This window comes from Silanimonas sp., from assembly GCF_027531545.1.
Taxonomy (GTDB): Bacteria; Pseudomonadota; Gammaproteobacteria; order Xanthomonadales; family Xanthomonadaceae; genus Silanimonas.
Window position 1 is genome coordinate 1 of sequence record NZ_JAPZSC010000025.1, and the last position, 16,769, is coordinate 16,769.

A 16,769-nucleotide genomic window follows, 5' to 3' on the forward strand; every position below is an offset into this window, starting at 1 on the left:
CGGCGGGATAACTGCGTCCGCTGGACGGGGAAACCCGTCTGGCGGCGCGGCAAAACGTGGAATTCCGACCGGATTGACGCGATTTCGGCCTTCAAGCCGCGGAATCACGAGGGTTCGGCGGATTGTTCAGACCTTCCCTAGGATGGCGCCTCTCCAAGGACCCTCCACTGCACCATGGCCGAGCTGATCCACCCCAAGACCGCCTTCCTGATGGTGATGCTCGGCATCTTCGCCCTGCCGTGGCTCGTGTGGCGCCTCGCGCGCACCGAGGACATCGCGCCGCTGGTGGTGGTGCAGATCGTCGCCGGCATCCTGCTGGGGCCGGGCGTGGCGGGGGCGGCCTTCCCCGAGATCCATCAACAGCTGTTCCAGCCGATCGTGGTGGCCAACCTCAACGGCCTCGCGTGGTGGGCGGTGATCATCTTCCTGTGGCTGGCCGGTATCGAGCTGGATCTGCGCTCGGCCTGGGCTGGTCGCCGCGAAACGGCGGTCACCGCCGGGCTGGCGATGGTGATGCCGCTGCTGGTCGGTGCCGCCGCGGCCTGGGCGCTGCTGCAGTGGATGCCCGGCCTGCTCGGGCCGAAGGCCAGCGAACTGCAATTCGTCGCGGCACTGGGCATGGGCGCGGCGGTCACCGCGCTGCCGATCCTGATGCTGCTGATGGAAAAGCTCGGCATCCTGCGCACGCCGCTTGGGCAGCGCGTCCTGCGCTACGCCAGCCTCGATGACATCGCGATCTGGATCGTGCTGGCCCTTATCCTCGTCGACGGCGACCGCCTGCTGCACCAGATCGGTTTCCTCGCCGCCTTTGCGGTGTTGGCGCCGCTCGTGCGTCGCGGCCTTGCGCGCGTGGGCGAATTCGACCGCTGGGCGCTGGGCCTGATGTGGCTGCTGGCCTGCGCGCTGGGCTCGGATGCGGCGGGCCTGCACTTCATGGTCGGTGCCTTCCTTGCCGGCGTCATCATCGACCGCCACTGGTTCGCGGAAGAGCGCTTCGATCTCGTCCGCAACACCGTGCTGGTCTTCATGATGCCGGTGTTCTTCCTCAGCACCGGCCTGCGCACCGAGTGGGACGCCGGCGGCAGCGCCGTGTTCATCGCCGCGGGCGTGATGCTGGTCGCCTCGGTGCTGGGCAAGCGCCTCGGCATCACCATCGCCGCGAAGATCCTCGGCTGGAAGCCCGGCGAGGCCTACCTGATCGGCTGGCTGCTGCAGACCAAGGCGCTGATCGAGATCATCTTCGCGACCATCCTTCTCGATAAAGGCATCATTTCGGCCGATGCCTTCACTGCGCTGCTGCTGATGGCGGTGGCCAGCACGATGCTGACGATCCCGATGGTGCGGCGGCGCTACGGCGCCGCTGGGATTCCTGACGCGATGAAGTCCGCCGGGCACTGAGCCGGCGGACCCGCGGGGCTCAGCCCGCGGCTTTCAGCTCGGGCGTGGCCAGCGCCGGCCAGCGCTTCAGCACGGTGGCGCGGATCGCCGCGGCGTCGAGGCCGGCTTCGGCCAGCAGCTCCTCGCGCGCGGCGTGGTCCTGGAAGCGGTCGGGCAAGCCGAGCAGCAGGGTGGGCTTCATGACGCCTTCCTGCGCGAACAGCTCCAGCACCGCCGAGCCCGCGCCGCCCATGACCACGTTGTCTTCGAGGGTGACGAAGCCCTCGTGGGTGGCGGCGAGCTCGAGCAACAGCTCGCGGTCGAGTGGCTTCACGAAGCGCATGTTCACCACCGTGAGGCCGAGCTCCGCGCCGACCTGTTCGGCGACGGGCACCAGGGCGCCAAAGGCCAGCAGGGCGACGCCCTTGCCCTTGCGGCGCACCTCGGCCTTGCCGATCGGCAGCGTGTCGAGCGTCGTGGGCACGGCCACGCCGGGGCCGGTGCCGCGCGGGTAGCGCACCGCGGCCGGGCCCTCATGGCGCAGGCCGGTTGTCAGCATGGCGCGGCATTCGGCCTCGTCGGCCGGGGCCATCACCACCATATGCGGCACGCAGCGCAGGAAGGACAGATCGAGGTTGCCGGCGTGCGTGGCGCCGTCCGGGCCGACCACGCCGCCGCGGTCGATGGCGAACAGCACGTCGAGCTTCTGCGTGGCGACGTCGTGCACCAGCTGGTCGTAGCCGCGCTGCAGGAAGGTGGAATAGATCGCCACCACCGGCTTTGCGCCTTCGCAGGCCATGCCGGCGGCGAGGGTGACCGCGTGCTGCTCGGCGATCGCGACGTCGAAGTAGCGTTCCGGGTACTCCTTGCTGAAGCGCACCAGGCCCGAGCCTTCGCGCATCGCCGGCGTGATGCCGAGCAGCTTGGGTTCGGCGGCCGCGGCATCGCAGAGCCAGTCGCTGAAGATGTCGGTGTAGGTCTGCTTCTTGGCGCCGCCCTTGCTGACCACGCCGAGGTCCGGGTCGAAGGGCGAGACGGCGTGGTAGCCGATCTGGTCGCCTTCGGCGCGCTCGTAGCCCTTGCCCTTGGTGGTGATGACGTGGAGCAGCTGCGGGCCCTTCTTGCCCTTCAGCAGCTTCATCGCCTGCAGCATCGCCGGCAGGTCGTGGCCGTCGATCGGGCCGGTGTAGTGGAAGCCCATTTCCTCGAACAGCGTCGAGGGCACGAACATGCCCTTGGCGTGCTCTTCCCAGCGCTTCATGAAGCGCGCCGCGGGGCTCTTGCGCTTGTCGCCGAGGATCTTCTTGCCGCCCTCGCGAACCGCGTTCAGCGTGTTCGAGGACATCAGCTTGCCGAGCATCTTGGTCAGGCCGCCGACGTTCTCGGAGATCGACATCCGGTTGTCGTTGAGCACCACCAGCACATCGGGTTCCGGGTCCATGCCGCCGGCGTGGTTCAGGGCCTCATAGGCCATGCCGGCCGTCATCGCGCCGTCGCCGATCACCGCGACGACCTTGCGCGCGTCGCCGGCACGCTGCAGGGCCGTGGCCATGCCGAGCGCGGCCGAGATGCTGGTGCTGCTGTGGCCCACGCCAAAGGTGTCGTAGACCGATTCGCTGCGCTTCGGGAACGGCGCGACGCCGCCCTTCTTCTTCACGCTGGTGATGCGTTCACCGCGACCGGTGAGGATCTTGTGCGGGTAGGTCTGGTGGCCGACGTCCCACACCAGGCGGTCGTTCGGCGTGTCGTAGAGCCAATGCAGGGCGACGGTGAGTTCGATGACACCAAGCCCGGCGCCGAAGTGTCCGCCGCTCTGGCCGACCGATTCGATGAGATAGGCGCGCAGCTCGTCGGCGACGGCGGGCAGCTCCGCTTCGGGGAACTGGCGCAGGTCGGCGGGCAGGGTGATGCGGGAGAGGCGCGGGTAGCGCTGGGGGTCCATCGCAGGCATCGGCAACAATTCGGTCGCGAATTGTCCGCCCGCGGGGGGAGGGGGGGCAAGCCGACGATGGGGCGGGATTCAGGCCGGCGGGGGCGCCGTCAGGGCGCGCGGCGCCGGTCTTCGGCCCGGCTCACGCCGCGTTGGCGTGGCCGACGGCGAGGGCGGCATTAATGTAATCGGCCACGTCGGCCTCGCTCGCCCCGGAGGCGCTGGCGATCTCGGTGAGCGTCGCCGGGGCCTTCAGCATCACCGTGGCGATGCGGAAGTGCTTCGGGAACTCGCGTTCCGCCTGTGGCCATTTCCCCAGTTGGAAGCGGGTGCCCGGGGCGTGGTCCTGCAGCCGTCCGCCGCCACCGCCGAGGGCCAGCAGCCAGGTCAGGCGCGACAAGGGTTGTGGGTCGCCGGCCTGGCGCAGAGCCGTGGCCGCGGTTTCCGGGTCCAGCGCTTCGACCGACTCGGCCGCGATTTCAGCGTGGCCGTAGTCGATCAGGGCTTTCAGTGATTTCCCTGGCGCGAACTGCTGCGAGGCGGGGTCGATCACGAGGCGCGGGAGGTCGCCGAACTGCACGGCGAAGGGGCCGGTGGCGCGGGCGAGGCGCGCGGCCAACCGGTTCGCCGGCATCGGCGCCATGACGACCGGGGCCTCGGGGGTGGTGGTCGCGACCGGCGGCGACACCGACGCCAATGACGTCGCGGCGGCGGCCGTGGGCTCGTGCACCTCCGCTTCGACCGTGGCTGCGGCGGCCGGGTGGCCCCCGGCGATGGCGGCCAGCACGGCCTGCAAGGCCTCGGCGCTCAATGGCGCGTCGATGCGGTGGGTGGTGTCGGCGCGCAGGGCCTGGGTGAGGCCGATAGTGACCTTCCCGGCGTCGAAGCCCTTCATCCACGCCATCTGGCCGTACATCGAGTCGAGGTCGATCAGGACGGCGTCGGCGCCCGCTTCGTCGGACAGCGCCCAGTCGCCCAGGTGCAGGCGCTCGAACAGCGCGCGCGCATTGGCCTCGTCGGCGCGGTCGAAGCCGGAAAAGCTGAGTCGGGGCATGGCGGTTTCCGTGAGGAAGCTGCCCGGGAGTATCCCGAGGGCAGCCCTGCGGGGGCAACGAACGAACGGCCCATGAACCGTGACGGCAATCGATTTTTCAGGTGGATTGACGGTTCACAGGTGTTTAATTGCCTTCACCGGGGGGGCTCCCCATACTCAGCACGGCACTCGTCCCGCGGTGACCGTCCGGTGTCCTCCATGCCCGTTTCTCTCGTGGCCGTCTTCGGCCGCGTCGCTCGCGCGCTGTCTCTCGTCCTGATTGCCGCCCTGGCCGCTTCGCCCGCCGTTGCCTACGACCTGCAGTTCGCCTTCATCCGCGACGACCAGAGCCCGGCCCCGTCCGGCTCGGACCCGACCCCGGCCGGCGGCACGATCGTCTACGACGTGCGGATCGAGAACAGCGCGGCGGACAGCATCGCCAACGTGCAGACCGTGTTCGACGTGCCCGTGGGCACGACGCCGGTGTCGCTGCCGGGCAACTGCAGCCTTCGCGTTGGTCTGCCGGCCCAGGTGGTCTGCACCCACGGGACCCTGGTGGGCACGCTGGCCGCGCCGACGCCGGGCAGCCCCGTCGATTTCCAGCTGCGCTTCCAGACCACCGTCGCGGGCACCGTCACGCTGCGCGGCGCGATCGGCGTGGGTGTGCCGCCGGCCTCGGCCCTGCCGCTCGCGGGTGGCGACCCCTTCTTCGGCACCGACACCAACACCGCGAACAACAACAGCTCGCAGGCCACCACGGTCACCAACGGTGCCGACCTCGCCATCACCAAGACGGACAGCCCGGACCCGGTGAACGGTGGCGACCGCATCACCTACACGATCAACGTCACCAACAACGGCCCGAACGACGCGGTTGGCGTCCGCGTGCGCGACACGCTGTCGAGTTCGACGACCTATGTGGCCAGCAGCGCAACCGGCGCCGGCTGGATCTTCTCGCATGTCAGCGGCGTGCTGACGGCCACCCGTGCCGCCACGCTGGCGAATGGCGCGTCGGCCTCGTTCACCTACCAGGCCACGGTTAACGTCGGCTCGGGCAGCGTGGCGAACAGCGCGGTGGTCGACACCATTGGCGGCGGCGCCACGCCCGATTTCGACCCGAACAACAACACCGCCATCGCGAACACCGCGGTGAATCCGGGTGCGGACGCCAGCATCACCAAACTGGTCTCGGCGACGCCGGTCGTGGAAGGCAGCACCGTCACCTTCACCCTGCGGCCGCGCAACGCCGGCCCGAGCGTGCTGACCTCGGCCGTGGTCAGCGACACGCTGCCCGCCGGTTTCAGCGGCGTCGCTATCACCTCCAGCCCGAACTGGGTCTGCGCGTTCTCCGGCGCGGGCAACAGCCAGCTCGACTGCACGCGCGCCAGCGTGCCGGTGGGCGCCACCGACAACATCGTGTTCACCGCAACGACGGCGACGGGCGTGCCCGGCACCGGCCAGGTGTTCACCAACACCGGCACCATCACCTCGGCCACGCCGGACCCGAACCTGCCGAACAACAGCGGCAGCGTGAACCTGACCGTGCTGCCCGACGGTGCCGACCTGCAGATCACCAGCAAGTCGCGTGACCGCAGCATCGTCACGATCGGCGCCGGCGCGGCCTCGCGCGTCAATTCGACGATCGTCGTCCGCAACAACGGCCCGCAGGTGGTCAGCTCGAACCTCGTCCTCACCGACGCGCTCGAAGCCAGCGAGAGCTTCGTTTCGTCCAGCGGTCCGTGGAGCTGCGCCGCCGCTGGCGCGCCCCAGGTCGTGACCTGTACCTACACCGGCACCTACCCGGTGGGTGTGGGCACCACGCTCAATGGCGGCAACGCGCTGGTGATCACCACCGAAGCCGTCGCCGCGGACACCGACATCGTCAACACCGCCTGCGTCGGCGGCAGCGGCGGCAGCGCCGAGCCGGTGACGCCCGGCCCGGACCTCGACCCGAACACCAGCAATGACTGCGCCGGCCCGGGCAGTGGCACCACGGCGACCACGCAGAGCGCCGACCTGGTGCTCGCCAAGGTGACGTCGACCCCGACCGGGGGCGACAAGGTCGTTTCGACCAGCGAATCCAGCGTCACCTACACGTTGACGGTGACCAACACCGGCCCGGACGCGACGACGGGCGTGGTCATCACCGACCCGCTGCCGGGCTTCCGCACCAGCACGCCGACGACGCCAGCCCCGAGCTTCGACCTCGCCGGCGCGCCGGGCTGGAGCTGCGCGATGGCGGGTGGCACGGCCACCTGCCGCTCCAACGCCACCTCCCTCGCCTCAGGCGCCAGCGCGACCATCGGCATCACCGTGCAGCGCCCGCTCAACGACAGCGCGGGCAACAACGCCACCTGCAATGGCGCCACCCAGCCGAACGCGTTCTGCAACACGGCGGTGGTCGCGGTCGACCGCACGGTGGCCGGCGCGGTCGGCGACGGCGACTTCTCCGACAACACGGCCGAAGACCACGTCACGGTGGAGCGCGTGTCCAACGTGCGCACCACGGCCAACGTCGTGACGCCCAGCACCACCGGCCAGGTCGGCGTGAACTCGACCTTCCGCATCGACTACCTCAATGCCGGGCCTTCCGTGGCCCGCGGCGTGGTGTATCGCGCCACCATCGGCCTGCCGGCCAACGACACCGGCTTCGTGCTGACGAACCTCGCCAACAGCGGCGCCACCGCCTGCAACGTGGCCACCGGTCCGGGGGTGACGACGGCGGCTGGCGCGGGTGGCACTTCGTATGCGAACTCCACCGGCGTGGCCAGCACGATCACCGTGACCTGCGGCGCGCTGGACATGGCGAACCAGAACGGCCAGAACCTGCAGATCACCCTGCGCCCGAATTTCGGCGCTGCTGGCCCGTACACCGCGGTGGGCGACTTCACCTTCGGCAGCGGCAGCTCGAGCGGCAGCGATGCGCAGGGCGCCTGGGAATACAACAGCGTGACGGGTGCGGCGGACGACGAGCGTAGCGAGACGCTGACGCTGACGGCCGACCAGATCAACTTGCTGACGAACAAGACCGATCTCGTCGATCCGGTCGGCTTCGATCCCAGCGATTTCAGCAACAACCTGATCACCTACCGGGTCTCGGTGCGCAACCTCGGCCCTTCGGTGGCCAGCAGCGTGTCGATCACCGACACCATCACGCCGCCGGCCGGCAAGACGCTGCGCTACCTCGGTGCCTCCACGTCGTCCTCCGGGCCGTTCGTCCCGGCCCGATGCACGCAGAACGTCGGTGTGAACCCGAGCACGGGCGTTGCGATGGGCTTCACCTGCGTGATGCCGGGTGCCGGCTTCACCCCGAACGTCGATGGTGTCGTCGGCGTGAACCAGGTGGCCGAGCTGTTCCTCGCGTTCCAGTACGAGTCCGCACCGAACGGCACCGGCGACACGCTGTCGAACACCGCCACGGCCGTGGCCGCGGAGACCGACACCGACCTCAGCAACAACACCGATGCCGAGGACACGACGATCCGCTCGCGCGCCGACCTGTCGGTGACGAAGTTCGCCGTGCTGACGGCACCGAGCGCCGACCCGACGGTGGCCCTGCCGGCGAACACGCCGAGCGTGACGCTGCGCCAGCCCTTCTTCTATGTCGTCGAAGGCAGGAACAACGGGCCCGGCCTGTCGCTGTCGCGCGATCGTTCCGGCACCAATCCGCTGAACGGCACCGGCACCGTCGTCACCGACAGCCTGCCCATCGGCTTGCGCGTCACCGGCCCGGCCACCTGGCAGAAGGTTGGCGACACGCTCGCCGGCGCCTTCCCGGACGCCAACGGCAGTGGAACCTGCGCGCCGCCGGCGGCCATCCCCTTCACCGTGGCGTCGGGCTCGCAGACCTTCACCTGCAACGTCGGCGACCTGACCTTCCTCACCGGCACCCCCGGCCGCGTGCGCGTGATCATCCCGGCCGAGTGGGTGGCCTACCCGCCGGCGGCGACGGGCACCCGCACGACGGTGACCAACGGCGCCGCGATTGCCACCGAGCAGATCGACCCCACCCCGGGCAACAACGGCACGACGCGCGACACCGACGTGACCCGCGCGACGCTCGCCGGTACCGTGTTCCAGGACCGCGACCGCGCCGGCGCGAACGGCGGCACGCCGCAGGCCGCCGGCACCGAGCCGCGCATCGCCGGCGTGACGCTGACGCTCACCGGCACCGACGCCTACGGCAACGTGCTCTCGGGCGTCACCGCCACCACCGACGCGAGCGGCAACTACCTGTTCGCGAACCTCGCGCCGTCCGACGCGGCGGGCTACACCGTCACGCAGACGCAGCCGGCGGGCTTCGCCAACGGTCCGGTCGATCCGCCGGCCTTCGGCACGGCCACCGGCCCCTCGCTGACGGCGGGCACCCCGGCCTACCAGCGCCCGGCGCTGGCCGGCAACTCGGCCTACACCGGCGTGGTCGTCGGCACCGACGAGGCCGGCGTGCGCTACCACTTCCCCGAAGTGCGCCAGCCGCTGCTGCGCGGCTTCGTCTACGTCGACGGCAACTTCAACAACGTGCGTGATGCGGGCACCGACCCCGCCATCAGCGGCGCCACCGTGCGCCTGCTCGATGCCGCGGGCGCGACGGTGCTGGCCACGGCCACCACCGACGGCACCGGCGCCTACCAGTTCGACCTCGGTGCGCTCGGCCTCGATCCGCTCGCCACCTACGTGCTCGAGCAGCCGCTGCCGGGCCCGGCGGGCACCTATATCAACCGTCCGACCGCGGTGAACCCCGGCCTCGTCGGCGGCGCGGCCTGCGTCGGCTGCGCGGCAGCGGGCGACACCCCGACGGCGGGCACCGACCGCATCACCGGCATCGACCTCTCGTCCGGCGCGGACGGCACGGTCTTCAACTTCGGCGAGGTCTTCAACTCATCGACCGGCATCAGCGGCTTCGTCTACCTCGACCGCAACGACAACGGCAGCTTCGACAACGGCGGAGCCGATGCCGGCACCGTCAACTCGCGGCCGAACGGCGGCCTGCAGGGCGTGACCGTGCGCCTCGATGGCGCGGGTGCCGACGGCGTGTTCGGCAATGGCGATGATCCGGCGCCCCTGACGCAGACCACCGGTGCGGACGGCGGCTACCGCTTCGACAACCTCGTGGCCGGCCAGAACTATCGCGTCGTCGAAACCCAGCCCACCGGCTACGGCAATGGCACGCAGAACCCGGGCGGCACGATCACGCTGACCAACCTCGCGACCACCGGTTCGACCGGCAACAACTTCGGCGAGCGCCTCGGCGCGCTGGCCGGCAGCGTGTGGCTCGATGCCGACAACGACGGCGTGCGCGACCCGGGCGAAGGCCCGCTGGCCGGCGTGGTGATCCAGCTCACGGGCACCGACGCCAACGGCGCGGTCTCGCGCTCGGCCACGACGCTGGTCGATGGCACCTACCGCTTCGACGACCTGCTCGCCGGCACCTACGTGGTGACGGAACCGACGCAGCCCACCGGCACGCTCGACGCGCGCACCTTCGCTGGCAGCGCGGGCGGCACGGCCTCGGCAGCGGGCAGCACGCCGAGCACGATCAGCGCGATCACGCTGGGCGCGGGCGTGGTGTCGACCGCCAACGATTTCTCCGAGACCCTGCCGGTTGCGATCCGCGGCCGCGTGTACTTCGACAACGACAACGACGGCGTCATCGATGCCGGTGAGGGCGGCATCGCCACGCAGGTGATCCGCATCACCGGCACCAACGACCTCGGCCAGCCGGTCTCGCGCGACGTGACGACCGACGCCCAGGGTCGCTTCGAAGCCACCGACCTGCGTCCGGGCATCTACACCCTGACGCAGCCGGCGCAGCCGGCGAACACCGCCAACGGCATCACCACGCCGGGCAGCGCGGGCGGCACGGCCACCGGGCCGGCCACGACGCCGAGTGCGATCACCCCGATCGTGCTGACGACGCCGGGCAGCGCCTCGAACGACAACCACTTCGGCGAGATCCCGAACAACGCGTCGATCGCCGGCCGCGTGTGGCTCGACCGCGACAACGACGGTGTCATCGATGCCGGCGAGACCTTCCTTTCCGGCGTGACCGTGGTGCTGACCGGCATCGACGCGAACGGCGCAGCGGTGAATCGCAGCGTGACGACGGGTGCGGACGGCCGCTACGCCTTCGACGGCCTGCTGCCGGGCACCTACACGGTGACGGAGCCGACGCAGCCGACGGGCACCGTGAACGGGCGCACTGTCGCGGGCAGCACCGGCGGCACGGCATCCGCGGTGTCGACGACGCCGAGCGCCATCACCGGCATCGTGCTCGGTGCAGGCGTGGCCTCGGTGGAAAACAACTTCGGCGAGCTGCCGGCCGTGGAGCTCGAGGCGACGCCGTTCTGCCGCGCCGACACGCCCTTCCTTCGCTACCGCGTCACTGGCGACTTCATCGTGCCGGGCAGCCTGCAGCTGCGCTGGCGCAATGGCAACGACAGCGCGCTGTCGCCGCCGATCCAGCTCGACGGCCAGGCCCTGCAGGGCGAACTGCCGTGGCCGGGCGTGGTACTCGATGCCAACGGCGTGACCACCGACTGGCCGGCGTGGGTGGTTTCGCCCGAGGGCCGTTGGGTGGCGGGCGACGACGGCTTCACCGGTGTTCGCCCGAACGCCACCTTCGAAGCGGCGGTGCAGTTCAACACCGGTGCCAGCGAGCCCGCCTCGCCGAAGGCTGCGGTCGCGTTCACCATCACCCGCGTCGTCGCTTACCCGGCCGCCACGGCCGACTGCCTCAGCGCCCCGCGCGAGGAAGGCCCGCCGTCGCCGGACGTCGTGGTGAGCAAGTCGGCCACGCCGACGCGCTTCGCCACCAATGCCGCGGGCAGCTACACCATCCGCGTGCGCAACCAGGGCCAGCGTCCGACCGTGGGCGAGATCCTCGTGCGCGATCGCCTGCCCACCGGCCTGCGGCTGACCGCGGCGCCGACCGGCACGGGCTGGACCTGCAGCGGCGTGGCGAACGACGAGCGCTTCGAATGCCGCAGCAGCACCGTCATCGGTGCCGCGTCGACCAGCGCGAACGCCATCACCGTGCCCGTGCGGGTCGGTGCGGACGTCGCCAACGGCACCACGCTGAACAACGCGGTGCTGGTGAGTGGCGGCGGCGAACCCGAGTTCCGCCGCCCCAGCGTGGCCGAGCGCGACGCCTTCGATGGCAACGTGGGCCAGCTGCCGGTCTGCGATCCGGCGATCACGCAGAACGCCTGCCGCACGCCGACGGTGATCGTGCAGTCGGCCGCGCTTTCGGGCTCGGTCTGGTACGACATCGGCAGCAGCATCGCGCTCCGAGATGGCGGTGACCGCCCGCTGCAGGGTTGGACGGTGGAACTCGTCGACCCGGCCACCAGCCGCGTCATCGCCACCCAGGCCACCGGCCCGGACGGTCGCTACCGCTTCGCCGACCTCGTGCCGGGCATCGCCTACGTGGTGCGCTTCCGCGAGCCCGGCGGCGTGCTGTGGGGTTTCCCGGTGAACGGTGAAACCACGCCGAACTCGCCGGCGCGTTGCGACCGTGATGGCGCCATCGCCGGCGGCACGCAGAGCTCCTGCGTGCGCCGCAACGAGGCCGGCATCACCGAGATCGAAGTGGTGCTCGCCCCGGGCCGCGAGCTCGTCGAACAGAGCCTGCCGGTCGATCCCAGCGGTGTCGTCTACGACGCCGTGACCCGCCAGCCGGTGCCCGGCTCGGTGGTCACGCTGGCGCCCGTCGGCACCTGTGCCGGCTTCGACCCGGCCACGCAGCTGCTCAACGCGGCCGGCGGCGGCTACCGCATCAGCGGCAGCAGCATCGCCATTACGGTGGGCGCGGACGGCTTCTACCAGTTCCTGTTCGCGCCGACGGCGCCCGCGCGCTGCACGTTCCAGCTCACGGTCACGCCGCCGCCAACGCACACCTTCGTCTCGACGCTGATCCCGCCGCAGGCCGGCACGCTCAATCCGCCGGGTGGGCCGACCAACACGTTCTACGTGCAACCGCAGGCCACCGCGCCGACGGTGGTTCCGGGCACGGGCACGCAGTACTGGCTGGTGGTCTCGAGCGGTTCGGCCGCGCCGAACATCGTCCACAACCACCTGCCGCTCGACCCGCGCGTCGCGCCGGGCCTGTCGATCAGCAAGAGCGGTGACCGCCAGATCGCCGAGGTCGGCGACACCGTGCTGTACACGCTCACCGTGCGCCAGACCGCCGGTGCGGCGCTGCCGCAGCTCTCGGTGCTCGACGTGCTGCCGCCGGGCTTCACCTACATCGCCGGCACCGCGCGCGTCGACGGCGTCGCCGCCGCCGATCCGGTCGGCGCACCCGGCCCGCGCCTCGGCTTCAGCGTCGGGTCGATCCCGGCCGGCGGCCAGCGCGTCGTCACCTATCGCGTGCGCGTCGGCGTGGGCAGCCAGCAGGGCGACGGCGTGAACCGCGCCACCGCCGTGGGCTGCGGTATCACCGCGGGCTGCCTGGTGCCCGGCACCCTGGTGCCGGTGGGTGGCAGCATCGTTTCGAACGAAGCGCAGTACCGCGTGCGCGTCACCGGTGGCGTGTTCGCCAGCGAGGCCTGCGTGCTCGGCAAGGTCTTCGTCGACTGCGACCGCGATTCGCTGCAGGGTGAGGAGGAGCTCGGCATCCCGGGCGTGCGCCTGTACTTCAGCGACGGCACCTTCGCCATCACCGACGTCGAGGGCAAGTACAGCTATTGCGGCATCGAGCCGCGCAGCGCCACGCTGAAGGTCGACGGATCGACACTGCCCCGCGGCGCCGTGCTGACGACCAGCAGCAACCGCAACCTCGGTGATGCGAACAGCCTGTTCCTCGACCTGAAGAACGGCGAGCTGCATCGCGCCGACTTCATCGAAGGCAGCTGCTCGAACCGCGTGCTGGAGCAGGTGCGCGCGCGTCGCGGCAATGGCGAAGTGCGTGCGCCCGAGAGCGAGCCGGCCCAGCCCGGCCTGCGCTTCGAGAGCAAGCCCGCCGCCGCCCCCCAGCAGGCCACCGACGGCGCGAACCAGCCGGCCGAACAGCCGCGCGCCCGCAACGACGGAGGCGCCCTGTGATGCGCCGCCCGCACTCTTCCGGTAGCGACACGATGGTTTCCACACTCCCCCGCGCCCGCCATGCGCTGGCCTTCGGCATCGCCCTGGCCCTCGTCGGCGGCGCCACGGCCGCCACCGCGCCGCAGCGCTTCACGCCGGTGCTGGGCGAGGGCGCCGCGCTGTACCCGCAGTCGCCAGCGAGCAGCGATGCGTCGCCGCGCGCCATCGATGCGACGCAGCGCGACATCGACAACCTCGTCGTCGAACTCGACGCCAACCATCTGCCTGCCGACGGCCAGACCGCGACGACGGTGCGCGTGCGCTTGCTCGGCACCGATGGCCAGCCGCTGCGTGGCGAGCGCTTCGCGACCATCGAGCACAGCGGTGGCCGCGTGCTGCTGGATGGCGCGAGCACGGACGAAGGCGGCCCGGGCCGTCGCGATGCCGACCGGGCCACGCCCGGCGTGCAGCTGAAGGTCGTCGACGGCGTCGCCGAGTTCCAGTTGCTGGCCCCGCACGCCCCGCAGGACGTGCTCCTGCGCGTGACCGCCGGCAAGGCGACCGCGCAGGGTGTCGTCAGCTATGTGCCCGAAATGCGCGAGATGCTCGCCACGGGCTTCGTCGATGCGGTCGTGCGCTTCCGTGACGGCGCGAACGTGGTGCAGCCGGCGCGCAGCGATGACGGCTTCGAGCGCGAGATCCGCCGCTGGGAGCGCGACTTCAATGGCGGCAAGGCCAACGCCGCCCTGCGCACCGCGTTCTTCCTGAAGGGCCGGGTGAAGGGCGAATACCTGCTGACGGCGGCCTTCGATTCCGACAAGGACACGCGGGCGCGCCTGCTCCGCGACATCCGCCCGGACGAGTACTACCCGGTCTACGGCGACAGCTCGCTGCTCGGCTTCGACGCCCGCAGCGCCGACCGCCTGTACCTGCGCGTCGACAAGGGCCGCAGCTACCTGCTGTACGGCGATTTCCAGACCACCGACGGCCAGCCGGCGATGGCGCCGCTGGGCGCGGGGCAGGGTCCGCTCGCGCAGCGCAGCCTCGGCCTCTACAACCGCAGCGCCACGGGGCTGAACTGGCACGTCGACACGCCGCGCGTGCGCGGCAACGTGTTCGCGATGCACGATGACCTGCGCCAGGTGATCGAGGAGTTCCCCAGCCAGGGCAGCGGCCCCTACGGCCTGCGCAACAACGCCGTCTACGAGGGCAGCGAGCGCGTCGAGGTGGTGGTGCGCGACCGCAACCAGCCCTCGCGCATCCTCAGCGTGCGTCCGCTGCTGCGCTTCGTCGACTACAGCTTCGAAGTGTTCTCCGGCCGCATCCTGCTGAACCAGTTCCTTCCCGCCTTCGACAGCGACCTCAACCCGGTGTCGCTGCGCGTCACCTACGAGGTCGACCAGGGCACGGAAGCGTTCTGGGTCGCCGGTGCGGACGCGCAGGTGAAGCTGGGCGAGCGCGTCGAGCTCGGCGGCAGCCTCGTCGACGACCGCAACCCCTTCGCTGAAAGCGACCTCGGCAGCCTCAACGCCGGCGTGCAGCTCGGTGAGAACACGCGGCTCGTGGCGGAAGTCGCGCGCAGCCGCGGCGAGGTCAACACCAATCCGATCAACCAGTTCGCTTCGCCCGCGCTGCAGGGCGTGAGTGGCCGCATCGAGGGCGACGCCTGGCGCGTCGAACTCGACCACGACGGCGAGCGCTTCGACGCCCGCCTGTTCGCCGGTGCGTCGGACCCCCAGTTCAACAACCCGGCCTCGCCCCTGTACGGCGGCCGCGGCGAGGCTTCGCTCGACCTGGGCTACGCCCTGACCGAGCGCGTCGATCTCTATCTCGAAGCCTTGCGCAGCGTCGATCGCAACGTCGACGGCGGCGAGCGCGAAGGGGCCAACCTCGGCGCGCGCTGGCAGGCCACCGAACGCCTCACGCTCGACCTCGGCCTGCGCAAGCTGCGCGAGACCGTCGGCCGCTACTCGCCGTGGAGCACGGCCACGCCCTTCGGCGACCGCTTCGGCCTTGGCGGCAGCGTGGCGACCGGCAGCGCCGGCGGCGCGCTCGGCTTCGGCCAGCAGCCGCTCGATCCGCAGACCGGCGTGCCGCTGATCTGGAACGGCGTCGGCCAGGCGCCGCTCTCCGAACTGCCGATCGGCACGCGCCTCGACAGCACCACCCTGCGCCTCGGTGCCGGCTGGCAGGCCAGCCAGCGCCTGATGGTGGGCGGCGAAGTCGAAGCCGATGTCGCCGGCGAGGACCGCGAGCGCGTGGCCCTCGGTGTCGACTACCAGTGGCGCGAGCGCCAGCGCCTCTACGCCCGCGCCGAGCGGCAGACCGGCCTCTCCGGCCTGTACGGCGTGAGCACCGCGGGCCGTCGTGCCGACACCTTCGTGTTCGGCGTCGATTCCACCGTGCTGCGCGACACCCAGCTGTTCAACGAGTACCGGCTGCGCGACGCCATCGCCGGCCGCGATGTGCAGGCCGCCAACGGCATCCGCAATCTGTGGGAGATCCGCGAGGGCTTGCGCCTCACCACCGCGTTCGAGCACGTCAACGTCATCGACGGCCTTACCGGCGATGCCACCGGTGCCGCGTTCGGCCTCGACTGGACGGCCAGCGAGCTCTGGCGCGCGGCCACCCGCGTCGAACTGCGGCGCACCGACGACAGCGCGCGCACGCCGGGCGACGAAGCCTTCGACACCGGCCTCTGGCAGCTCAGCGTCGGCCGCAAGATCGATCGCGATTGGACCCTGCTCGCGCGCAACTACTTCCTGCGCACCGACTACGCGGCGCGCGGCGACGTGCTACAGAACCGCACCCAGGTCGGCCTGGCCTACCGCGACACCGACACCAACCGCGTCAACGCGCTGGCCCGCTACGAGTACAAGCTCGAGGACGACGACAGCGGCCTCGGCGTGGCGACGGGCATCGGCCTGCCGCCGGTGCTTGGCGGTGCCCCGCGCGACAGCGTCCGCAGCCGCGCGCACATCGTCTCGACGCACGCCGACTGGCACCCGAGCCGACCGTGGTGGCTCACCGGCCGGCTGGCCGCGAAGTGGCAGGACGACCGCTTCACCAGCCCGGACGGCCGCGTCGTCGATGACGACTTCAACGCCTGGCTGGCCTCGGGCCGCGTGGTCTACGACGTCACCGAGAACTGGGACCTCGGTCTGCTCGGCGCCACCTTCCGTGGCGAGGACGGCGCGAACCAGTACGCCTACGGCCTCGAAGTCGGCCGCCTGCTGCGCCAGAACCTGTGGCTGTCCGTCGGCTACAACTGGGCCGGCTTCGAAGGCGACCCCGACCTCGCCCGCTACGAATACACGCAGGACGGTTTCTACCTCCGCCTGCGCTTCAAGTTCGACGAAACCCTGTTCATGGCCGACCCCTACGCGTCGGACCGCGACTGACCAAGGA

5 protein-coding genes are annotated in these 16,769 nt (G+C 70.9%); 3 read left to right on the top strand and 2 right to left on the bottom strand.

What is annotated here, in order from left to right:
* Window positions 1-174: 174 nt before the first annotated feature.
* Window positions 175-1,398, top strand: coding sequence for a cation:proton antiporter (locus O9280_RS13535; protein WP_298343784.1), 1,224 nt, complete (start codon window positions 175-177; stop codon window positions 1,396-1,398).
* 19 nt (window positions 1,399-1,417) lie between these two features.
* Here O9280_RS13535 and dxs read toward each other — a convergent pair whose 3' ends face one another.
* On the bottom strand, window positions 1,418-3,319 hold the full coding sequence (gene dxs, locus O9280_RS13540; protein ID WP_298343987.1) for a 1-deoxy-D-xylulose-5-phosphate synthase: 1,902 nt from the start codon (window positions 3,317-3,319) through the stop codon (window positions 1,418-1,420).
* Window positions 3,320-3,449: 130 nt separating this feature from the next.
* Window positions 3,450-4,361: a hypothetical protein gene (locus O9280_RS13545; RefSeq protein WP_298343788.1), complete on the bottom strand. Its 912-nt coding sequence runs from the start codon at window positions 4,359-4,361 to the stop codon at window positions 3,450-3,452.
* Window positions 4,362-4,559: 198 nt separating this feature from the next.
* Between O9280_RS13545 and O9280_RS13550 the strand changes: the two genes are divergently transcribed.
* Together O9280_RS13550 and O9280_RS13555 are read left to right on the top strand one after the other, a co-directional pair.
* Window positions 4,560-13,382, top strand: a complete 8,823-nt coding sequence (locus O9280_RS13550) for an SdrD B-like domain-containing protein (RefSeq protein WP_298343790.1) — start codon at window positions 4,560-4,562, stop codon at window positions 13,380-13,382.
* Between the two features lie 32 nt (window positions 13,383-13,414).
* A complete protein-coding gene (locus tag O9280_RS13555; protein ID WP_298343793.1) occupies window positions 13,415-16,762 on the top strand; it encodes a hypothetical protein in 3,348 nt (1,115 codons plus the stop codon).
* The last annotated feature ends 7 nt before the right edge of the window (window positions 16,763-16,769 follow it).

Excerpts from the sequence above, each read along its gene's own strand:
- dxs (WP_298343987.1), bottom strand. The coding sequence starts at position 3,319 with ATGGACCCCCAGCGCTACCCGCGCCTCTCCCGCATCACCCTGCCCGCC.
- O9280_RS13555 (WP_298343793.1), top strand. The coding sequence starts at position 13,415 with ATGGTTTCCACACTCCCCCGCGCCCGCCATGCGCTGGCCTTCGGCATC.
- O9280_RS13535 (WP_298343784.1), top strand. The coding sequence starts at position 175 with ATGGCCGAGCTGATCCACCCCAAGACCGCCTTCCTGATGGTGATGCTC.
- O9280_RS13545 (WP_298343788.1), bottom strand. The coding sequence starts at position 4,361 with ATGCCCCGACTCAGCTTTTCCGGCTTCGACCGCGCCGACGAGGCCAAT.
- O9280_RS13550 (WP_298343790.1), top strand. The coding sequence starts at position 4,560 with ATGCCCGTTTCTCTCGTGGCCGTCTTCGGCCGCGTCGCTCGCGCGCTG.